This is a genomic window from Serratia sp. Ae19-1 (assembly GCF_059801225.1).
In genome coordinates this window covers 219514-241052 of the sequence record NZ_JBCHWD010000006.1, presented here as the reverse complement: position 1 = coordinate 241052, position 21539 = coordinate 219514, and the positions used below count along the sequence as shown (strand labels likewise).

The 21539-nt window shown below is 60.9% G+C and carries 22 protein-coding genes; 15 read left to right on the top strand and 7 right to left on the bottom strand.

The window, feature by feature from the left end; all coding sequences use genetic code 11:
• Positions 1-118: 118 nt before the first annotated feature.
• From AAIE04_RS18465 to AAIE04_RS18450, 4 genes are all read right to left on the bottom strand, one after another.
• Positions 119-1456, bottom strand: a complete 1338-nt coding sequence (locus AAIE04_RS18465) for a c-type cytochrome (RefSeq protein ID WP_498577497.1) — start codon at positions 1454-1456, stop codon at positions 119-121.
• A gap of 12 nt (positions 1457-1468) precedes the next feature.
• Positions 1469-3250: a GMC family oxidoreductase gene (locus AAIE04_RS18460; protein ID WP_025159923.1), complete on the bottom strand. Its 1782-nt coding sequence runs from the start codon at positions 3248-3250 to the stop codon at positions 1469-1471.
• Between the two features lie 2 nt (positions 3251-3252).
• Positions 3253-3978 (bottom strand): gluconate 2-dehydrogenase subunit 3 family protein, encoded by a 726-nt coding sequence (locus AAIE04_RS18455; protein ID WP_015377689.1) that lies wholly within the window; start codon positions 3976-3978, stop codon positions 3253-3255.
• A gap of 307 nt (positions 3979-4285) precedes the next feature.
• Positions 4286-4951: a transglycosylase SLT domain-containing protein gene (locus AAIE04_RS18450; RefSeq protein WP_025159924.1), complete on the bottom strand. Its 666-nt coding sequence runs from the start codon at positions 4949-4951 to the stop codon at positions 4286-4288.
• A gap of 109 nt (positions 4952-5060) precedes the next feature.
• On the opposite strand from AAIE04_RS18450, the gene ghoS reads away from it, so the two are divergent.
• From ghoS to AAIE04_RS18420, 6 genes are all read left to right on the top strand, one after another.
• Complete coding sequence (gene ghoS / locus AAIE04_RS18445; RefSeq protein WP_025159925.1) at positions 5061-5360, top strand: type V toxin-antitoxin system endoribonuclease antitoxin GhoS; 300 nt, start codon at positions 5061-5063, stop codon at positions 5358-5360.
• Positions 5361-5491: 131 nt separating this feature from the next.
• Positions 5492-6436: a metal ABC transporter substrate-binding protein gene (locus AAIE04_RS18440; RefSeq protein WP_154746119.1), complete on the top strand. Its 945-nt coding sequence runs from the start codon at positions 5492-5494 to the stop codon at positions 6434-6436.
• Entirely contained in the window at positions 6433-7323 is an 891-nt protein-coding gene (locus AAIE04_RS18435; protein ID WP_498577496.1) for a manganese/iron ABC transporter ATP-binding protein, read from the top strand. Before AAIE04_RS18440 ends, AAIE04_RS18435 begins: the two co-directional genes overlap by 4 nt.
• The gene (gene yfeC / locus AAIE04_RS18430; RefSeq protein WP_019454901.1) at positions 7323-8183 is read left to right on the top strand and encodes an iron/manganese ABC transporter permease subunit YfeC; all 861 of its coding nucleotides are present in this window, start codon (positions 7323-7325) and stop codon (positions 8181-8183) included. Before AAIE04_RS18435 ends, yfeC begins: the two co-directional genes overlap by 1 nt.
• Positions 8183-9037, top strand: a complete 855-nt coding sequence (locus AAIE04_RS18425; RefSeq protein ID WP_498577495.1) for a metal ABC transporter permease — start codon at positions 8183-8185, stop codon at positions 9035-9037. Before yfeC ends, AAIE04_RS18425 begins: the two co-directional genes overlap by 1 nt.
• Positions 9038-9276: 239 nt before the next feature.
• Positions 9277-10146, top strand: a complete 870-nt coding sequence (locus AAIE04_RS18420; protein WP_025159926.1) for a fructosamine kinase family protein — start codon at positions 9277-9279, stop codon at positions 10144-10146.
• A 38-nt stretch (positions 10147-10184) separates the two neighbouring features.
• On the opposite strand, the gene AAIE04_RS18415 is transcribed toward AAIE04_RS18420, so the two are convergent.
• Positions 10185-10745, bottom strand: a complete 561-nt coding sequence (locus tag AAIE04_RS18415) for a YniB family protein (protein ID WP_004931453.1) — start codon at positions 10743-10745, stop codon at positions 10185-10187.
• A gap of 185 nt (positions 10746-10930) precedes the next feature.
• Between AAIE04_RS18415 and AAIE04_RS18410 the strand changes: the two genes are divergently transcribed.
• The 5 genes from AAIE04_RS18410 (at position 10931) to AAIE04_RS18390 (ending at position 15491) form a co-directional block, all read left to right on the top strand.
• Positions 10931-12211: an HdeD family acid-resistance protein gene (locus AAIE04_RS18410; protein ID WP_498577494.1), complete on the top strand. Its 1281-nt coding sequence runs from the start codon at positions 10931-10933 to the stop codon at positions 12209-12211.
• A 68-nt stretch (positions 12212-12279) separates the two neighbouring features.
• Complete coding sequence (gene hxpB / locus AAIE04_RS18405; protein WP_498577493.1) at positions 12280-12945, top strand: hexitol phosphatase HxpB; 666 nt, start codon at positions 12280-12282, stop codon at positions 12943-12945.
• 59 nt (positions 12946-13004) lie between these two features.
• A complete protein-coding gene (locus AAIE04_RS18400; protein WP_498577492.1) occupies positions 13005-13298 on the top strand; it encodes a hypothetical protein in 294 nt (97 codons plus the stop codon).
• Positions 13299-13369: 71 nt separating this feature from the next.
• Complete coding sequence (locus tag AAIE04_RS18395; protein WP_498577491.1) at positions 13370-13918, top strand: metal-dependent hydrolase; 549 nt, start codon at positions 13370-13372, stop codon at positions 13916-13918.
• A gap of 181 nt (positions 13919-14099) precedes the next feature.
• Positions 14100-15491 (top strand): L-cystine transporter, encoded by a 1392-nt coding sequence (locus tag AAIE04_RS18390; RefSeq protein WP_019454895.1) that lies wholly within the window; start codon positions 14100-14102, stop codon positions 15489-15491.
• Between the two features lie 63 nt (positions 15492-15554).
• Here AAIE04_RS18390 and phnX read toward each other — a convergent pair whose 3' ends face one another.
• Both phnX and phnW read right to left on the bottom strand, forming a co-directional pair.
• Positions 15555-16364 carry a phosphonoacetaldehyde hydrolase gene (gene phnX, locus AAIE04_RS18385; protein ID WP_019454894.1) on the bottom strand — a complete coding sequence of 270 codons (810 nt, stop codon included), beginning with the start codon at positions 16362-16364 and terminating at the stop codon, positions 15555-15557.
• A 9-nt stretch (positions 16365-16373) separates the two neighbouring features.
• Positions 16374-17477, bottom strand: a complete 1104-nt coding sequence (phnW, locus tag AAIE04_RS18380) for a 2-aminoethylphosphonate--pyruvate transaminase (protein ID WP_019454893.1) — start codon at positions 17475-17477, stop codon at positions 16374-16376.
• Positions 17478-17632: 155 nt separating this feature from the next.
• On the opposite strand from phnW, the gene phnR reads away from it, so the two are divergent.
• The 4 genes from phnR (at position 17633) to phnU (ending at position 21538) form a co-directional block, all read left to right on the top strand.
• A complete protein-coding gene (phnR, locus tag AAIE04_RS18375; RefSeq protein ID WP_019454892.1) occupies positions 17633-18352 on the top strand; it encodes a phosphonate utilization transcriptional regulator PhnR in 720 nt (239 codons plus the stop codon).
• 177 nt (positions 18353-18529) lie between these two features.
• The gene (locus tag AAIE04_RS18370) at positions 18530-19540 is read left to right on the top strand and encodes a 2-aminoethylphosphonate ABC transporter substrate-binding protein (protein WP_019454891.1); all 1011 of its coding nucleotides are present in this window, start codon (positions 18530-18532) and stop codon (positions 19538-19540) included.
• Positions 19541-19548: 8 nt separating this feature from the next.
• On the top strand, positions 19549-20673 hold the full coding sequence (phnT, locus tag AAIE04_RS18365) for a 2-aminoethylphosphonate ABC transport system ATP-binding subunit PhnT (protein WP_309531266.1): 1125 nt from the start codon (positions 19549-19551) through the stop codon (positions 20671-20673).
• A 1-nt stretch (position 20674) separates the two neighbouring features.
• On the top strand, positions 20675-21538 hold the full coding sequence (gene phnU, locus AAIE04_RS18360) for a 2-aminoethylphosphonate ABC transporter permease subunit (RefSeq protein WP_498577490.1): 864 nt from the start codon (positions 20675-20677) through the stop codon (positions 21536-21538).
• Position 21539 lies beyond the last annotated feature (1 nt).

Below are 21539 nucleotides of genomic sequence, written 5' to 3'. Positions count from 1 at the left end.
AAAATCCGCTGCGGGTCTATGTTTTATCGGCCAAGCGAACGATTTGCGAACAGGAAATGCTGAAAAAACCGGCGCAGGCAGAAAAAACTAAGGGCCCCTTGCGGAGCCCTTAAGCGGTTTATTTCTTCGCGTCCGGGTGGTCCGGCACCTCGGCGCTGCCCATCTCCTTCTCGTCGCGGATCATCGAGCGGTCTTTACGCACGTCGGCCACGTCGGAGGCGCTCACCGGCTTGGCGCTGTTGCCCCAGCTGGAACGGATGAAGTTCACCACGTCCGCCACCTGCTGATCGTTCAGACGCCAGCCGAACGGCGGCATGGTGATGTTGGATACCGCACCCTGCACCGCCGGCGTGGTGTTGCCGGTCAGCACGATGTGGATCAGCGAGGTCGCGTCCTCGGTCTGCACCACCGGATTGCCCTTCAGCGACGGGAAGGCGCGCTTGTAGCCCACACCGTCGGTGCGGTGGCAGGCCGCGCAGTTATCGACATACAACGCCGCGCCTGGCTTGCTGTCGTCGCCACGCCACAGAGCCTTGGCCACGCTGTCTTCGACCGGCGCCGCCTGCTGCTTGCCGTCTTTCGGCGGCAGCGATTTCAGGTAGCGTGCGATGGCGGTCAGATCGTCGTCGCTCAGGTATTGCAGGCTGTGTTCCACCACGTCGCTCATGCCGCCAAACACGATCGCCTTGTCGTTGCGGCCGGTTTTCAGGAACTCGGTCAGTTCGGCTTCGCTCCAGCTGCCCAGGCCGTCCTTACGGTCACCGCGCAGGCTGGAAGCGACCCAGCCGTCGATCGGCGCGTTGCTGCCGGACAGGTAGTCGTCGCTGTCGCTGTTGCTCAGCGCTTTTTCCTGCATGGTGATGCTGCGCGGGGTATGGCAGGCGCCGCAGTGGCCCAGGCCTTCCACCAGATAGCGGCCGCGCTCAATCACCGGATCGGCCTTGGCGTCGGCGACGAAGTCCGCCGGCGACGGCGCGAACATACCGCGCCAGATGCTCAGCGGCCAGCGCATCGACAGCGGCCACGGGATGTCGGAGTCCTTGTTGGCCTGCTCCACCGGCTGCACGCCGTGCATGAAATAGGCATACATGGCGTGCATGTCGTCCTCTTTCACCAGCGCGAACGACGGGTACGGCATCGCCGGGTAGAGCGTGCTGCCATTTTTGGCTACGCCCTTACGCACCGCGTTGTCGAAATCCTCGAAGCTGTAATCGCCGATGCCGGTTTTCTTGTCCGGCGTAATGTTGGTGGAGTAGATGGTGCCGATCGGCGTCTCCATCGCCAGACCGCCGGCGAAGGTCTTGCCGCTCTTGCCGTCGGTATGGCAGGCCACGCAGTCCCCGGCGCGCGCCAGGTATTCACCGCGCTTGATAAGCTCGCTGCTGACGGTGGCGTCCTGCGCCCAAACGGAAAAACTCACTGCACTGAGAACCAGTGCCGGTACAAATGCTTTCATCGTTCGCCGTCCTTATGCCTGCACCAATGGGCCTGGGTTTTTCAGATACTGCTCGCGAATGGCGCGGGCAGACCAGTAAGCCAACGCCGCCACGGTGCCGGTCGGGTTGTAGCCCAGCCCCTGCGGGAAGGCCGATGCGCCGATCGAGAACACGTTGTGCACGTCCCAGCTCTGCAGATAACGGTTTACCGCGCTGGTCTTCGGATCTTCCCCCATCACCGCGCCGCCGTTCATGTGGGTGGTCTGGTAACTGGTGGTATCGAAATGGCTGTTGGCGTTTTTCGGGCTGCCGGCGATCAGTTTCGGGTTCATCGCCTTGGCGATCGGCGCCATCTTGTCGTACATGAACTGCGCCATCTTGATGTCGTTCTCCTGCCAGTCGAACGTCATGCGCAGCAGCGGCTGGCCGAACACGTTCTTGTAGTTGGGATCGAGATCCAGATAGTTGTTGCGGTACGACTGGTGCGCGCCGTGGGCGTCCATCGAGACGTGGTGGGTGTAGGCATCCGCCACCGCCGCTTTCCACTTGCTGCCCCAGGCCGGGGTGCCCGGCGGGGTCGGCAGGCCGGAGATCGGCTTGGTGCCCGCCTGGTTGACCCAGAACGGCGAACCGCCGACGAAGCCTTCTTTGGCGTGATCGAAGTTGTCGGCGTTGAAGTCGTCCACGCCCACGCCGTTGCCGCCGGCGCCGATGAACGGGTTGGTGAACACGTCTTTATCGAAGAACGCCTTGATGGTGGTCATGTTCTGGTAGGCGAAGTTGCGCCCGACCACGCCTTCGCCGGTCACCGGATCGTAAGGCTTGCCGATGCCGGACAGCAGCATTAGGTGCACGTTGTGGAACTGGAACGCGCCCAGGATCACCAGATCGGCCGGCTGTTCAAGCTCGCGGCCCTGCGCATCGACGTAGTTCACGCCGGTGGCGCGGGACTTGTCGTCGGTCAGGTTGACCTTCAGCACGTTGGCGTTGGTGCGCAGCTCGAAGCGTTTTTCCATCCGCAGCGCCGGCAAGATGTTGACGTTCGGCGAGGCTTTGGAATACATGTAGCAGGCGTAGCCGCTGCAGAAACCGCAGAAGTTGCACGGCCCCATCTGCGCGCCGTACGGGTTGGTGTAGGAGTCTGAGGTGTTGGCGGACGGCAGGTTATAAGGGTGGTAGCCCACTTCCAGCGCGGCTTTCTCGAACAGCTGGGCGGAGTAGGTATTCTTCTGCGCCGGCAGCGGGAAGTCGCTGGAGCGATCCGCCGCAAAGCGGTTGCCGCCCTTCTGCGCCACTTTCTGCCCCTTGATGGTCCAGGCGGTGCCGGAGGTGCCGAACACTTTCTCCGCCTTGTCGAAGAACGGTTCCAGCTCGTCGTAGGTCACGCCGAAGTCCTGGATGGTCATGTCCTTCGGAATGAAGTTTTTGCCGTAGCGCTCTTCATAGTGGCTGCGCATGCGCAGTTCGATCGGATCGACGCGAAAATGCACGCCCGACCAGTGCAGGCCGGCGCCGCCGACGCCGGTACCCGGCAGGAACGCCGCCAGCTGGCGATAAGGCACCGCGGTCTGGCTGCTGTTGTGGCGAATGGTGACGGTGCTTTTCGACAGATCCTGGAACAGTTTGCGCCGGATGTTATAGGTCAGCTCGTCGATCACCTGCGGATAGGAACCGTCCGGATAGGTGTCGCGCATCGGGCCGCGTTCCAGCGCCACCACGTTGAGGCCGGCCTCGGTCAGCTCTTTGGCCATGATCGCGCCCACCCAGCCGAAGCCGACGATCACCGCGTCTACTTTTTTCATTACCGTTGCCATGATTAGCCCCTCTCCCCACGAATCGATACCGGTGGGAAGGGATAACGTTCCCCTCGCTCAACCCAGTCCATAAAATCGGCGCGCGCGCCCGGAAAATTAATCAGCTTCCAGCCAACCATGTCTTTGTTGCCGCCATGGATCGGATCGCTGAAGAAACCTTCACGGGTGTTTTGCAGCAGATAGGAGAAGAACAGTTTCGACGGCAACTGCTGGAATTCCGCCTCGCCGGATTCGAACTTTTGCAGCATGGCGTCTTGCTGCGCGCCATCCAGTTCGGCGAAGGGCTTGCCGGCGGTTTTTTTGCTGTAGGCGTCGGCGTCAGCGATGCCGAGGTTGTAGATCTGCTTGGGCACCAGCGGCAGCTGATAGCCCATCTCCTTCGGCACATCGGGGTTGAACGGCCCCTGCATGTACCAGATGGAGCCGGTGGCGTACGGGGTGTTCATCTGACGATCGATAAACTCCGGCACGCCGGCTTCCAGCGCGCCGGGGCCGCGATCGTCGGCCGGGATCAGGCGCGCGACGGCGGCCTTGATGAAGGCCCACTCTTCCGGGGTGAAAAAGGTCGGTTGGTAATCGTTCTGCGTTGAAGTGTTCGAGGCAGCGACCGCCGGTGTCGGTGCCGTCAGCGCGCCAACGCCGCTGCCACCAATTACCGCCGCAGGAATTAAGGTCATCGATTTCAACAAGAAATCGCGCCGCGAATTGTTGGTTTTATGATTCGACATGTCACATTCCATCCAAAGATAGTCACAACTATTTAACCGCAACCTTGCGATCGATACGGGTTTTTAAAATAATTTGTTACTTATTTGTATATTTATTGAAGGTCAGAATGCGCGCAAAAGCAAAAATGTTACCGGTAACTTATTGAATGAACGTAAAGATTTATCTGCTAACGTAAATTTAACTTTTTGTGCGGTTTTTTCGATAAGCGGTGAGGAAATAACGAAAAATGAGAGGTGTGTCGCGCTCTGAAGCGACAACGGAAAGCAAATCGGCCGCGTTTTGCGGCCGATTCGACAGGATGAAGGGTTACTGCGACATCGCCTGGTAGGCGGTGGTCACCTTCCACAAATAGCGCGGCGCCTGCGGGGCCGGGTGCTTTTTCTGGATGTGCTGATAAAACTCGTCGGGGCTCATCTGATTGATGCGATTAACCGCCACGCGCTTGTCCGAGGAGAAGGTGCGCAACATGGCGCCCGCCCCGTTCACGTACGAAACGATGGTGGCATAACGCAAAGTCTGTGGGTTGTTGATCCCGGCTAGCTGCTGGCTTTGAAGAATATTGATATAGGCCGTTCCCAGATCAATATTGACCGCCGGATCCTTCAGCTCACGCGAGCTGGGCTGCCCGCTTCGTCCTTTCATGCGATAGGCGTCGCGGCCGGCGGTAGAAGCCTTAAGCTGCATCAATCCCACTGCGTTCGAGGTGCTGACCACGTTCGGGTTAAACCCGGACTCCACCTGAATAATCGCTTTAATCAGCGTTTCGTCGACGCCATAGTTGCTGGCGGCCTGACGAATGTAATCGTTATAAACAACCGGAGTGCCTGTGCGGTTTACCGGTGCCTGCGGAGGGGGTTTTAACCAGCCGCCGCGCGTTGTGCCACTGCCTGAAATGTTGCTTGCCGTTTGCGGGTCTTTGGCGCACCCCGACAAAAGCAAAATTGCCGTAAGGCAACCTATTTTTGTTTTCACAGAATCCCTCACTCCTTTCAATGAGTTGCGTAGCATATACAACTTGTAAGGACACCTGCAGTAATTTTTTGGACTAATCTCAAGCTATCCATATACCAAGAGGTGATTTATGAGTCAATCTGCAACAAGCTGCTTTGTCGTGACTTTTCGCTATCAGGAAGAGGGATTGACCGACCTGGCCAAGCTGACCGGGCAATTGACGCGTGAGGGTTTTGTCACGTCGGTGACAGATGAAAATGGCGTTCACCACGAACTCGGCAGCAACAGTTTTGCGTTCATAACCGTTCTGGATCAAGAAGATGTACAGCGTCTGGCGCAGGGGTTCGGGCAGTTGGCATTGGGAAAACAGCCGGAGGTGGCGATCTGCACCTGTCAGGACTACCTTCAGCGGTTACATACTGATACATAAAATGCTATAACTCCCCGGACGGTATTATTTTTTCAGTTGGAGAAATACCCCGCCGGCGGTGGGCAAGTGACGCTTGACTTCGCTTCAATTGATATTGATAATCATTTTCATTTGAACCAGGAGACGTCATCATGCCTTTGATTAATTGCGTTTTTCGTCGCGGTCGCCTTCCCCGCGCCGCCGCACTGTTGCGCCCCTTCACGCTCGCCTGTTTATTGCTTGGCGCCACCTTGGCCAGTCAAAACGCGTTGGCGGAAAAAAAGCTGCGCGTGGTGACCACTTTTACCATCATTCAGGACATCGCCCAGAACGTGGCGGGTGACGCCGCCGTGGTGGAATCCATCACCAAACCGGGCGCCGAGATCCACGACTACCAGCCCACGCCGCGCGACATCGTCAAGGCACAGCACGCCGACCTGATCCTGTGGAACGGCATGAACCTGGAACGTTGGTTCCAGCGCTTCTTCGAGAACATCAAACAGGTGCCGGCGGCGGTCGTAACCGAAGGCATCACCCCACTGCCGATCCGCGAAGGGCCGTATAACGGCAACCCGAACCCGCACGCCTGGATGTCGCCGAGCAACGCGCTGGTGTATATCGAAAACATCCGCAAAGCGCTGGTGGAGCACGACCCGGCCAACGCGGAAACCTATAACCGCAACGCCAAGGCCTACGCAGAGAAAATCGGCGCGTTAGACGCCCCGCTGCGCGAACGCCTGGCGCGCATTCCGGCCGCGCAGCGTTGGCTGGTGACCAGCGAAGGCGCCTTCAGCTACCTGGCGCAAGACTATCAGTTGAAAGAGGTTTACCTGTGGCCGATCAACGCCGACGAGCAAGGCTCACCGCAGCAGGTGCGCCGGGTGATCGACGCGGTGCGCGCTCACCATATTCCTGTGGTGTTCAGCGAGAGCACCATTTCCGACAAGCCGGCCAGACAGGTGGCGAAAGAAACCGGCGCCAAATACGGCGGCGTGCTGTACGTGGACTCGCTGTCCACCCGCGACGGCCCGGTGCCGACCTATATCGACCTGCTTAACACCACCGTGCAAACCATCGCCAAAGGATTCGATCAATGAGCCATGAGCCGTTTGTCCGCCCTGAGCTGAACGTGGACGACGTAACCGTGACCTACAACAATGGGCACACCGCCATTCATAACGCCAGCTTCACCCTGAGCGGCGGTTCGATCTGCGCGCTGGTCGGCGTCAACGGCAGCGGCAAGTCGACGCTGTTCAAAAGCATCATGGGCCTGGTCAGGCCCACCGCCGGCCAGGTGTCGCTGAGCGACAAACCGGTGGCGGACGCGCTGAAAAAGAACCTGATCGCCTACGTGCCGCAAACCGAAGACGTCGACTGGAACTTCCCGGTGCTGGTGGAAGACGTGGTGATGATGGGCCGCTACGGCAAGATGAACTTCCTGCGCATTCCATCGCGTGAGGATCGGCTACGGGTCGACAAGGCGCTGGAGCGCGTTGGCCTGAGCGATCTGCGCGGCCGGCAGATCGGCGAGCTGTCCGGCGGCCAGAAGAAGCGCGTATTTCTGGCGCGCGCGCTGGCGCAACAGGGCACGGTGCTGCTGCTGGACGAGCCGTTCACCGGCGTGGACGTGAAAACCGAGAATGCGATTATCGAGCTGCTGCGCGCGCTGCGCGACGAGGGCCATCTCATCTTGGTCTCTACCCACAACCTCGGCAGCGTGCCGGAGTTTTGCGATCGGGTGATCCTCATCAACCGCACGGTGCTGGCCGCCGGCCCGACCGAAACCACCTTCACCCAGAGCAACCTGGAGCAGGCGTTCGGCGGCGTGCTGCGCCATATCAACCTTTCCGGCCCGGATCTGCACGACGATAACGATCCGCGCACCGTCACGGTGTTGACCGACGATGAGCGCCCGGCGGTGTTCTACGGCCATACCAAGAGCGATCCGCCGGCCAACAGCCAGGCCAGGGAGAAACAATCCTGATGCTGGACCTTCTGCTGCAACCTTTCGGTTATAACTACATGGTGAAGGCCATCTGGGTCAGCGCCATCGTCGGTGCCGCCTGCGCGTTCCTGTCCGCCTACCTGATGCTGAAAGGGTGGTCGCTGATGGGCGATGCGCTGTCGCACTCGGTGGTGCCCGGCGTGGCCGGCGCCTACGCCCTCGGCCTGCCCTACGCCGCCGGCGCCTTCTTCACCGGCATGCTGGCGGCGCTGGCGATGACGCTGGTGCGCCACATCACCCGGCTGCGCGAAGACGCCATCATCGGCTTTATCTTCTCCACCTTCTTCGCCGTCGGCCTGCTGATCGTGTCGCTCAACCCCACGTCGGTCAACGTACAGTCGATCATCTTCGGCAATATCCTCGGCATCGCCGACGAAGACGTGCTGCAGGTGGAAATCATCATCGGCGTCTCGTTGCTGATCCTGTGCCTGGTGTGGAAAGACCTGCTGGCGGTGTTCTTCGACGAAAGCCACGCGGTGTCGATCGGCCTGTCGCCGCTGCGGTTGAAGATCCTGTTCTTCACCCTGCTCAGCGCCTGCACCGTCGCCGCGCTGCAAACCGTCGGCGCCATTCTGGTGATCGCCATGGTGATCACCCCGGGCGCCACCGCCTACCTGCTGACCGATCGCTTCAGCCGGCTGGTGATCATCGCCATCATCATCGGCGCGCTGACCAGCGGCGTCGGCGCCTACCTGAGTTTCTTCCTGGATGGCGCCACTGGCGGCGTGATCGTTACCCTGCAAACGCTGGTGTTCCTGGTGGCGTTCCTGTTCGCGCCGAAACACGGCCTGCTGGCGGCCAAACGCCGCGTGGCGCAATCGCAAACCGGAGGCCGCTGATGGACACCCTGTATCAACTGCTCAGCGAACCCTTCGCCTACCCGTTCATGCAGCGGGCGATCGTCGCCGCCATCGTCACCGGCGTGGTGTGCGCCGTGCTCTCCTGCTATCTGGTGCTCAAAGGCTGGTCGCTGATGGGCGACGCCATCTCGCACGCGGTGCTGCCCGGTATCGTGGTGGCGTTCGTGGTCGGCATTCCGCTGGCGATTGGCGCCTTCCTCTCCGGCATCTTCTGCGCGGTAGCCACCGGCTACCTGAAAGAAAACAGCCGGGTGAAAGAGGACACGGTGATGGGCATCGTCTTTTCCGGCATGTTCGCCTTCGGGCTGGTGCTGTTCTCGCGCATCGACACCGACCAGCATCTGAGCCACATTCTGTTCGGCAACATGCTGGGCATCACCGACGGCGAACTGAAACAAACCCTGCTGATCGCCGGCATCACCCTGGCGGTGGTGTTGCTCAAGCGCAAAGACTTCATGCTGTACTGCTTCGATCCGCACCATGCGCGGGTGATTGGCCTGCCGGTCAAGCTGCTGCACTACGGGCTGCTGTGCCTGCTGGCGATGACCATCGTCGCCTCGCTACAGGCCGTGGGGGTGATCCTGGTGATCGCCATGCTGATCGCCCCCGGCATCATCGCCTTCATGCTGTGCCGTCGCTTCGATCGCATGCTGATGATGGCGACGGTGGTGTCGGTGTTCTCCTGCGTGCTCGGCACGCTGATCAGCTTCCACATCGACGGCGCAACCGGGCCTTGCATCGTCATCGTGCAGGCCGTGCTGTTCGTGATCGCCTTGTTGTACAGTAAATTACGCCCGTTACAGCGTAACCAAACCGCGCTCACCGGCGGTTAATTCCCCCGATGCGGCGAAGCCTTCTGCTCGCCGCATCACATTCCCCCCGCTCATTGCGTCGTTGTCATCAAGTTGCAATCGGTATTGCGCTTAAATTAATCAATAGGGTATATACTTTGAGCTGGCGAGGCGCTGAAAAAATCGCCGCCTTTGACGCCGGCTGTGCGCCGCGTCGTGTTTTCACCAAGGGAAAGACGCTAACCTAATGAATTATCAGGCAGCACAGAGGGGGAAATACCATGTGGCAAGCCGTTAGCCGTCTGTTAAGTGAACATCTTGGCAGCGCAGAGATACGCGAAAGGATTGAACTGCCCGGGGGCGACATTCACCCGGCGTGGCGCGTGAGTTACGGTGACAACGAGGTGTTCGTGAAATGCGACGCCCGTGAACAACTGCCGATATTCACCGCCGAGGCCGATCAGCTGGCGTTGCTGGCGCGCAGCAAAAGCGTGCGGGTGCCGGAGGTGTACGGCGTCGGCAGCGATCGCGACTACAGCTTCCTGCTGCTGGAGTATCAGCAGCTGAAACCCCTCGATGCCCACGGCGCCTACTGCCTGGGCCAGCAGCTGGCGCATCTGCATCAGTGGAGCGAGCAGCCGCAGTTTGGTCTCGACTTCGACAGCGATCTGACCACCACGCCGCAACCCAACGCCTGGCAACGCCGCTGGTCGGAATTCTTCGCCGAGCAGCGCATCGGCTGGCAGCTGCAGCTGGCTGCGGAGAAAGGCATGACCTTCGGCGACATCGACGACATTGTCGATCGGGTGTATCTGCGCTTGCAGCACCACCAGCCGCAGCCTTCCCTGCTGCACGGTAACCTGTGGCCAGGCAACTGCGCGATGACCGCCAACGGGCCGATACTGTTCGATCCGGCCAGCTACTGGGGCGACCGAGAGTGCGATTTGGCGATGCTGCCGCTGTATCCGGAGCTGCCGCCGCAGATCTACGACGGCTATCAGAGCGTATGGCCGCTGGGGGCCGGCTTTATCGAGCGTCAGCCGCTGTATCAGCTGTACTACCTGCTCAACCGCAGCAACCTGTTCGGCGGCCAACATTGGGTGGCGGCGCAGCGCGCGGTAGAGGCGCTGCTGCAGCCAGAAGCGTCGTAATCAGGTTCCGGGGTGCCGATCGGCGCCCCGTTCAGGGTTCAGGCCGCGCCGGCCAACTGCCCCAACAGGCGGATCACGAACCAGGCGATCACCGCAATCACGATGGGCAGAATGTACAGCGGGAAATACTGCAGGAAAATGGTGTGGTGCGGCAGCGTGATGCGTTCCTCCAACTGCTGACGCGTGTGCCCTTCGCTGCCTTTGGCCTGCTCCAGGATCATCTGATCTTCCAGCCCTTCGCGGATGAACTTGACCTGGCGCGACATGCGCGCGCCGGAAGCCTGCAATGCCAGCCCGACGAAGATCAGTATATAGATGATGATGAACATCAAATTGGCGCCGCTGAACAGGCTTTTATCCACGTCCGGCACCGGCGAGTTGTACCAGAAAAGGTTCAGGAACGGCGTATTGAAACGCACCATGTCCACCATCACGTGGACAAAATCCAGCATCACTGCGTTGATGCCTTTGGTTTTTTCACTGTGCTGATAGATAAAGCCCAGCACGGAAATCAGCGTCGACAGCAACGCCGGGATAAAAACCACCCATCCGAGAATGCGTTTCAAAATGGCGATACGCCCGGCCTGTTGATACGTCATGTGTTCCCCTTGTTAGCGACGTAACCGAATCGGCTAAGTCTACCTGCAGTTGGCGAAACTCGCCCACCGTTTTCTTCATTCCCGCTGTGCTACAAGCTTAGCCGAATTCGCCGAAATCAACTGCTTAACGATGTCCGGGCACTATTATTGAAAAGATAACGCTATCCCTTTGGGCAGAGGCCGTCATGATTCGACTGATTATCTTATTGCTGGGCGCGCAGGCACTGCACGGCCAGCGCCGCCTGCTGGTGCTGTTCGGCTGGCTGTGGATAACCGCAGGGGCGCTGATGCTGTTCGACATCCTGCAAGATGGCCGGTCCATGCTGGCGCTGGATGCGCTGGCGGTCATCCTGGCGCTGGAGGGGCTGGTGGCGATATCCGCCGCGCTGGTGATCGGTTCCTCCGCCAGCCGGCCGGTGCTGCTTAAGGGGCTGGGCTTCGTGTTTATGGCCTTTTTAATGTTGGACGTGCCCGCAGACGATAACATCGTCGCCACCGTGGTGTTTGGCAGCGCGCTGCTGCTTGACGGCGCCGTGCGCATCGCCTCCTCCACGGTGATCCAGCACAGCCGATGGAAGACCGTGGCGCTGGCGGGCGGGGGCGAGATCCTGCTTTCGTTGATGATTTTTATCGGCTGGCCGGCGCCGCATCGGATGACGGTGCCCTTTTGCCTCGGGGTGATGATGGTGCTTTCCGGCTGGGCTCTATTACGCATCGCCCGCAGACTGACGAGCTTCTCTCTGAATCAGCCCCCAGCGCAGCGGCCAGCGCCCCCGACCACGGAGGCCACGCCGCTCACGGTGTATGTCTGGACACCGCTTGGCGCGGCGAAAGATCCACGCCGGCGTTACATCGTCGATCGATACATCGCGGCGGTCGACGGTGGCGGCAATATCTCCACCGGTCATGTCGCCCTGGCGCTCGCGCCGGACGTGTATATCAGTCACTACCCGCTCAACGACATCAGCCATTCCGTTCAGGATTTCCGCCAGCTGCTGCACGCCGGCGAACAAAACAACGTCGACGGGCGTTTCCTGCCCGATCTGCCGGGCGAGATCGCCGCCTGGTGCCCGCCGGACAAAAAAATTCAGTTCTGTCGCTATAACCCGGCGGCGCTGCGCGCGTTCTGGCTGCGCTATCGGCAGGACGACACCTACAACCTGACACGGCGCAACTGCTCCACCACGGTCATCGCGGCGCTCGACAGCGCGCTGGAAGGCGTGCTGGGCGATAAACACCTGTGGCGCCGCTTTCTGCTGCTGGTGCTCGATCCCAATCTGTGGATGCTGGCGGTCCTGCGCAGCCGCGGTGAAAGCATGACCTGGACGCCGGGGCTGGTGCTGGATTATGCGCGCATGCTGCAACAGGTTTCCGAGCGCCAACACCAACGCTGGTGGCTTAAGCTGCGCGAGATGTGGACTATTCTGCGCTTTGGCAAAAACCCAACGCGCAGGCAAAGGTTTTAGTCTCTCCGTCGGCGATGATAAAGTGTCGGGCACATTCATCCATCCGCGCCGGCAGGAGTTAACCGCTAATGGCTTATTCGCAACGCATTGAAACCGCAATTTTTGATATGGACGGCTTGTTGATCGACTCGGAACCGCTGTGGCTGCAGGCCGAGTTGGATATCTTCGGCGCGCTGGGATTGGATCTGTCCGATCGTCACAAGCTGCCGGACACCCTGGGGCTGCGCATCGATCTGGTGGTGAAAATGTGGTATCAGGCAATGCCCTGGCAAGGGGTTTCGCTCGATGAGGTGTCGGCGCGGATCATCGAGCGCGCTATCGAGCTGGTGCACGAGACGCGCCCGCTGCTGCCTGGCGTCCGGCAGGCGCTGGAGCTGTGCCGCCGTCAGGGGCTGAACGTCGGCCTGGCCTCCGCCTCGCCGCTGCACATGCAACAGCAGGTGCTGAAGATGTTCGATCTTGAAGGCTACTTCGATCAATTGGTTTCCGCCGAATACCTGCCGTACAGCAAACCGCACCCGGAGGTCTATCTGATCGCCGCCGAACGCCTGGGCAGCGATCCGCTGCGCTGCATCACGCTGGAAGACTCCTTCAACGGCATGATCGCCACCAAAGCCGCGCGCATGCGCTCCATCGTGATCCCGGCTGCCGAATACCGCCACGATCCGCGCTGGGCGCTGGCTGACCACCAGTTGGAGACGCTGGAACAGCTTACTCCCGCCCACTTAGCCTGATCCTGCGGCGCCGGCCACCGGCGCCCTGGTTTTCCTCATCGCCGCCGGCCAAGAGATCCGTGCCGCAAAATAAACGAAACACCGTTTCATTATTATTGAATTGCCGTGACGTTCTCATTATGCTGGACGGCAGGGAAAGCGACGGTCCGCGCAGCGTTGTCACTGCCACGCAGCGCTGTTCAAGGCCGCCGCTTCCTCCCGCCGCACGCCGAAAAACCGCCCTCGTTGCTTTCCGTTTCATTCGCCCCAGCGCCGCCTTTTTGTTTTCGCCCGCCAAAATCGATGATTTGTTACGCATTGGCGTAACAAGCCGTTGTAAAACCGGGGAAAATAAACAATTGGTTACAGGGTAACTGCTTCCACTACTGGGAATTTTCCCATATACTGGATAAATTAACAGTTTACCAGCCGGAATCGCAACAGCATGACCGCGGAAGGACATCTTATATTCTCTGTCGCTTGCGCGATCTTCGCCAAGAAGGCGGAAGTGACGCCAGAGCTGGCTACCGGCGACTGGTGGCACATCATACCCGCTGTGCTGCTGACTTCGCTGCTGCCGGACATCGATCACCCCAAGTCGGTGCTTGGCCAGCGTCTGCGCTGGCTCGCCATTCCCATCGCCCGCGCCTTCGGCCACCGTGGTTTCACCCACAGCCTGCTGGCGATCGCCGGCGGCATGGCGCTGTTTCAGCTGGACGTGCCGCGCAGCTGGCCGATCCCAGCCGATGCGCTGCACGCCATGATCATCGGCTACTTCAGCCACCTGCTGGCCGATATGCTCACCCCCGCCGGCGTTCCGCTGCTGTGGCCGTGCCGCTGGCGTTTTCGTCTGCCGCTGCTCAACTCGCAAAAAGGCAACCAACTGGAGCGCGTACTGTGTCTGTGCCTGGTGGCCTTCGCCATCTGCTGGCAAGGTGATTTCACCCTCCCGGTGCAATCCTATGTCGAGCAAATCAGAAATATCAGGCTCTGATCACAAAAAATCGTTCAACCCATCACCCATGCGTATATAAAAAGAACAAAAACGCGCAAAAAGCTATATCAAATTCCATTTGGATATAAGTAGGCCACTCAGCAAACTGTTACGATATTTACATCGCGACATACGTGATGCGTAGTCGTTTTTATAAGAAAGATTATTGGAGACATTGGGGATGAATCTTCCGCTCGTGATTAACGTGCTGGTGTTTGTCGCGCTCCTTTTGCTGCTGGCGCAAACCCGCCACAAGCAATGGAGCCTGGCGAAAAAAGTGCTGGTCGGCCTGGTGGTCGGCGTGGTGTTCGGTCTGGGCCTGCAGCTGGTGTACGGCTCCGACAACCCGGTGCTGAAAGAATCCATCAGCTGGTTCAACATCGTCGGCAACGGCTATGTGCAACTGCTGCAAATGATCGTCATGCCACTGGTGTTTGCCTCGATCCTGAGCGCGGTCGCCAAACTGCATAACGCCTCTTCTCTGGGTAAAATCAGCGTTCTGACAATCGGCACGCTGCTGTTCACCACGCTGATCTCGGCGCTGGTGGGCGTGCTGGTCACCAACCTGTTCGGCCTGACCGCCGAAGGCCTGGTGCAGGGCGCGCAGGAAAGCGCGCGTCTGACGGCTATCCAAACCAACTACGTGGGCAAACTGGCCGATCTGACCGTGCCGCAGATGGTGCTGTCGTTCATTCCGAAAAACCCGTTCGCCGACCTGACCGGCGCCAGCCCGACTTCGATCATCAGCGTGGTGATTTTCGCCACCTTCCTCGGCGTGGCCTCGCTGCAGCTGCTGAAAGACGACAAGCCGAAAGGCGAGCGCGTGCTGGTGGCCATCGACACCCTGCAAGCCTGGGTGATGAAGCTGGTGCGTCTGGTCATGAAACTGACGCCATATGGCGTGCTGGCGCTGATGACCAAAGTGGTCGCCGGTTCCAACATTCACGACATCGTCAAACTCGGCAGCTTCGTGGTGGCTTCGTACATTGGCCTGGCCATCATGTTCGTGGTACACGCCGCTCTGCTGGCCTTCACCGGCGTTAACCCGCTGAAGTTCTTCCGCAAGGTGTGGCCGGTGATCACCTTCGCCTTCACCAGCCGCTCCAGCGCCGCCAGCATTCCGCTGAACGTGGAAGCGCAGACCCGTCGTCTGGGCGTACCGGAATCCATCGCCAGCTTCTCGGCGTCGTTCGGTGCCACCATCGGCCAGAACGGCTGTGCAGGCCTCTACCCGGCGATGCTGGCGGTAATGGTTGCGCCGACCGTCGGCATCAACCCGCTGGATCCGGTATGGATCGCCACCCTGGTCGGCATCGTCACCATCAGCTCCGCCGGCGTGGCGGGCGTGGGCGGCGGCGCCACCTTCGCTGCGCTGATCGTGCTGCCGGCGATGGGCTTGCCGGTGACGCTGGTCGCGCTGCTGATCTCGGTCGAACCGCTGATCGACATGGGCCGCACCGCGCTGAACGTCAACGGCTCCATGGCGGCAGGCACCATCACCAGCCAGCTGATGAAGCAAACCGACAAAGCCGTGATGGACAGCGAAGACGAAGTCGAATTGGCGCATCGCTAACGCCGTCTCATAACGAAAAAACCGGGGATTATCCCCGGTTTTTTTATGCCCCTCGTTCGGTCGTTACGGCCGCTCGCCCTTCGCCAACCGCCGGTTGATATCGGCGATCGCTGCCGGCAATTGCGCCAGCGTGTCTATCACATAGTGCGCACCCGCCGCGTACAGCTTATCGGCGGCCGCCGCGCGGCGGCGCTCTATCTCGCCCGCCGCCATCTGTCGATACTCCGGCCAGGTGGCGCCGAACTCGTTGCCGGACAGCGCCAGCCCGACGCTCCACATCCCGGCATTCAGCCCTTCGGCAATGCCCGGCACCGCGTCATCCACCTTCACGCAATGCGCCACCGCATCGATACCCAACGCGATCGCGTTCTGCAACGCCATCCACGGCCCCGGTCGGCCGCCGGCCGCGAGATCGTCGGTGGCGACCCAGTAATCCGGCGCGTAGCCGCGCTCTGCGGCGGCGGGCACCAGCACTTCCATCACCGCGCGCGGATAACCGGAGCAGGAACCGATTTTAATCCCCTGCTCGCGCAAAGCGGCAATCACCTGCGGCACGCCCTCGATGGGATCGGCGAAGTCGATCACTTTGGCGATTTGCAGCGGCATAAACGCCTGATACAGCGCGTCGATGTCCTGGTGGCTCATCGAGCGCCCCAGCCGCTGCCGCCAGCGTGCGTCGACCGCCGGCAGTTTCCCCAGCGCCTCGATATGCTGCCATTTGCCCAGCCCCATCGGAATACGCGCTTCCGCCAGGCTGATGTCGATATCGAAGGTCTGTTTGAACGCCTCGACGAAAATCTGCGTCGGCGCAAAGGAGCCGAAGTCCACCGTGGTGCCGGCCCAGTCGAGGATTACGGCGTTGATCTGTTTCATGGTCAATCCTTATTGATTCCAGTACATCGCCTGCCCGACTGCCGCCAGCAAACGTTCGATATCTTGCGGGTAGATCTCCCCGATGTTGCCGATGCGGAAGCAGTCGCTCTGCGACACTTTACCGGGATAAATCACGAAGCCTTGTTGCTTCAGGCGCTGATAAAACTCGGCGAAGCGATAAGTGTCGGCCTTTGGCGAATAGAACGCGGTGATGATCGGCGAATGCAACGCCTCATCGAGCAGGGTTTCAAAGCCCAGTTCGCGCATGCCCGCCACCAGCCGCCGCTGATTGGTCTGATAGCGACGGTGGCGCGCGGCAATGCCGCCCTCCTGCTCCAGCTCTTTCAGCGCCTGCGCGAAGGCCAGCACGGTATGGGTCGGCGACGTAAAGCGCCATTTGCCGGCCTGGTCTTCCATACAGCGCCACTGGGCGTACAGATCGAGCGACAGCGAGCGCGAACGCCCGGCGCATTTTTCCAGTTCGCTGCGGCGGGCGATGACGAAAGCGAAGCCCGGCACGCCCTGAATGCATTTGTTGGCGGAACTGATCAGAAAATCGATGCCCAGCGCGTCCACATCCAGCGGGATGCCGCCGAAGCTGCTCATGGCGTCGACGATAAAGGTCTTGCCGTTGCGCGCCGCCAGGCCGGCCACCTTCTGCAGCGGGTTGAGCATGCCGGTGGTGGTTTCACAGTGCACCATGGCGATATGGCTGATGCGCGCATCGCTTTTCAGCACCGCTTCCATCGCCGCCACGTCCGGTTCATTCACCTCGCCGCAGTCAAAGGCGTGGTGGTCGATATCCATCAGCCGCGCCATTTCGATCATCCGCGCCCCGTAGGCGCCGTTGTTGACGATCAGCAGCTTGTCCTGCGGGCCGATGACCGTGCCCAGCACGCCTTCTACCGCAAAGCTGCCGCTGCCCTGCAGCAGCACCGAGGTGTAGCCGGCGGACGGCGTCGCCAGCGCCACCAGCCGTTGACGGATGCTTTGCACCACGCCGAGGTTGTAATCTTCATCCCAGGTGCAGCTGTCGAACAGCATCGCCTCTTTCACCGTTTTCGAGGTGGTCAACGGGCCGGGGGTCAACAGCAGGTAGTTACGGTCGGACATGTTATTCACCTATTTGGTCTATACCAGATTACACTCATTGTGGCGGCAAATTCCTGCCCCGGTCAAACGACAAAGCGCGGTGAAACAAAAAATTCATCTGGCTATGTATAATAAGCGCGTGCCGGAATGTCGGGCCGATGCCATAGCGAGATGAAATGAAAGAACATCAGGGCGATATGCCCCACTACCTGCAGATCAAGGATCAGCTTCAGGCGCGCATCACCCGCGGCGCGCTGCAGGCCGGCGACAAGCTGCCTTCGGAGCGCGAGCTGTGTGCCATCTTCTCCACCACCCGCGTCACCATCCGCGAAAGCCTGGCGCAGCTGGAAGCCACCGGCGCCATCTATCGAGCCGATCGCCGCGGCTGGTTCGTCACGCCGGAGCGACTGTGGCTGGACCCGACGCAAAACACCAACTTCCACCGTCTGTGTCAGGAGCAGGGGCGCACACCGCGCACCGCGCTGCTGTCCGGCGAAAAAACCACGGTGCCGCTCGACGTCATGCAGCCGCTGGCGCTCGAACCGTTCGATCAGGTGTATCTGCTGCGCCGCGTGCGCTACGCCGACGGCCGCGCTATCTGCTACTGCGAAAATCACTGCCTGCCGCAGCGGGTGCCGGAACTGCTCAGCCACGATCTCAACGGCAGCCTGACCGAGGTCTATCAGCAGCATTACTCGTTGATTTACAGCAACATGCACCTGTCGTTCTACCCGACGGCCCTGCCTTACCGCGCCGCCAATGCGCTCGGCGCCATGGTCGGCCTGCCCGCCTTGTTGCTGCGTCGACTGAATTACGATCAGCACGGCCGCATCCTCGATTTCGATATTGAATACTGGCGCCACGACAGTCTGCGCATCGAAGTCGATACACTCTAACCTCGGCTATCACGGGGCCGGCGTCCGCCGCCCCGCCTTCCTCACCCACGCTCGATCACCCTTTTAAGACAAATATATTTTGCCGCTTTCATTTGTTTGTCATATTCGCCGATTAGCTTGGCCGCATATCTGGTGTATACCAGTTTCGCATTAACTTGCCACAGTGAGGCTGAAGCTATGAAACTTTCTCGTCTGGTCGTCATGACCGCCATCGCACTCGGTTCCGCACCGGCCTGGGCCGCCGATGCGGTGGTGACCGTCTACTCTGCCGACGGTTTGCACGACGGCGACCACAGCTGGTATCAAACCCAGTTCGACGCCTTCACCCAGGCGACCGGCATCAAGGTGCAGTATGTTGAAGGCGGCTCGGGCGCCATCGTGGAACGGCTGTCGAAAGAACGCAGCAACCCGCAGGCCGACGTGCTGGTGACGCTGCCGCCGTTCATCCAGCGCGCCGCCGCGGAAAAACTGCTGCAGGACTTTACCCCGCAGGCGGCGGCGCAGATCGCCGATGCGCAGCCGCAGTTCGTGCCGCTGGTGAACAACTACCTCAGTTTCATCTATAACGCCAAACTGCTGCCGCAGGCGCCCGCCAGCTACCAGCAGCTGCTGGACGCGCAGTTCCGCAACAAGCTGCAGTATTCCACGCCGGGACAGGCGGGTGACGGCACCGCGGTGATGCTGCAGGCATTTCACAGCTTCGGTAGCAAAGACGCCGGTTTCGACTATCTCGGCAAGCTGCAAAGCAACAACGTCGGCCCTTCCGCCTCCACCGGCAAGCTGACCGCGCTGGTCAATAAGGGAGAGCTGCTGGTGGCCAACGGCGATCTGCAGATGAATCTGGCGCAGATGCGCAGCAACCCGAACGTCAAGGTGTTCTGGCCGGCTGGGCCGGACGGCAAGCGCAGCACGCTGGTGCTGCCTTACTACGTCGGTCTGGTGCAGGGCGCGCCGCAAAGCGCCAACGGCAAAAAGCTGATCGACTTCCTGCTGAGCAAGGAAGCGCAGAGCAGCGTCAGCGCCATTTCCTACGGCATGCCGGTGCGTAAGGACGTCACTCCGACCGACGATAACTTCAGGCAGTCGCAGGCCGCTTTGCAAGGCGTGGACATCTGGGCGCCGGACTGGAATCAGGTGGTGAGCAGCCTGTCCGCCGACATTTCTCGCTGGCACAAGGTGACCGAATGACTCTGGCCATGCCTTCTCTTCTCTCACCTCGCGCCGAGGCGCGGGATAACAGCCAGGATATCGCCGGGCCGTCGGGCATTCAGCTCGACCGCGTCAGCGTGTCGTATCGCGGCACCGAGGTGCTGAAGCCCCTGACACTCACCATCGCTCCCGGCGAAGTGCTGGCGCTGATCGGCCCCTCCGGCTCGGGTAAGACCACCGTGCTGCGGGCGATTGCCGGCTTCGTGCAGCCCTCCGCCGGACGCATCGCCATCGGCGACGTCGATGTCACCGACGTGCCGCCCTATGAGCGCGGTCTGGGCATGGTGGTGCAGAACTACGCGCTGTTTCCGCATATGCGCGTCGAGGACAATGTGGCGTTCGGCCTGCGCGCGCAGGGCAAGCCGCGCGGCCTTATCGCCGAGCGCGTCGAAGAGGCGTTGGCCATCGTCGGCATGTCCGCCTACGCCAAGCGTTATCCCAGCCAGCTCTCCGGCGGCCAACAGCAGCGGGTGGCGATCGCCCGCGCCATTGCGGTGCGCCCCAAGGTGCTGCTGCTGGATGAGCCGCTGTCGGCGCTGGACGCGCAAATCCGCCACAGCATGGTGGAAGAGATAGCCCGCCTGCACCGCGAGCTGCCGGACCTGACCATTCTGTACGTCACCCACGATCAGGGCGAAGCGCTGACGCTGGCGGACAAGATCGGCATCATGCGCGACGGCCATCTGATCGCCCACGGTGAAACCCGCGCGCTGTACCATCATCCGACGAACCGCTTCACCGCCGAGTTCCTCGGCCGCGCCAACCTGCTGCCGGCTACCGCCCTGGAGACTACCGCGCAGCAAGGTATGACCACCGTCAGCTGCGCCGGCAAAGTGATCGGCTGCTTCACTTATGGCGCACAACGCGGCTTCGACAAGCTGCTGTGCATCCGGCCACAGCACATTGCGCTCGATGCCGATGCCCAGCGCAGCAACTGCATCATCGGCACGCTGCGCGATATTCATTGGCAGGGAGAGTTGACGCACCTGCAGTTCGACGCGGAAGGCCATCCGCTGCGCGTGGTCACCACCCATCGCAGCCAGATGCCGCAGATCGGCGAGCGCGTGCCGCTCTATTTCGCCCCCGACGATGCGGTACTGATCGAGGACTGACATGACCGACTCTACGCTTACTCGCCCGTCCCTGCGGCTGCGTTTGCCGCGCCGCCTGTGGATCCTGTTACCGCTGCTGGTACTGGCGACGCTGTTTTTCTACCCGCTGGCGCTGATCGTCAAACAGGCGTTTACCGACGACCAGGGGCTGTTCAGCGCCGCCGCGCTGCAACAGGTGTTCGAATCCCGCCGCTTTGTCGGTGCCCTGCTCAACACGCTGCAGATCGCGCTGCTGGCGACGCTGGGCTGCCTGGTGCTCGGCACGCTGCTGTCGCTGCTGCTGGTATTCACGCCGTTCCCCGGCAGCCGGCTGATCGCCCGAGTGATCGATACCTTTATCGCCATGCCGACCTTTCTGATCACGCTGGCCTTCACCTTTATCTACGGCTCCGCCGGCCTGCTGAACGGCACGCTGATGGCGACCTTCGGCTTCACCCTGCCGCCGGTCGAATTTCTTTACTCCATCTGGGGAGTGATCCTGGCGGAAATCACCGTGTTTACGCCGCTGGTGATGCGCCCGCTGATGGCGGCGCTGTCGCAGATCGACCGCAGCCAGCTTGAGGCCGCCAGCATCCTCGGCGCCCGGCCGGGGCGCGTGGTGCGCCAGGTGATTTTACCGGCCGCACTGCCGGCCTTGCTGGCCGGCGGCAGCCTGTGTCTGTTGTTGACCACCAATGAGTTCGGCATCGTGCTGTTTATCGGCGCCAAGGGCGTCACCACGCTGCCGATGATGGTCTACTCCAAAGCGATTCTGGAGGCGGATTACGCCGTCGCCTGCACCATCGCCGTGGTGAATATCGCGCTGTCGCTCGGGCTGTTCTCCCTTTACCGCTATGCCGCGGCACGCGCCGGGCTGAGGAACTGAC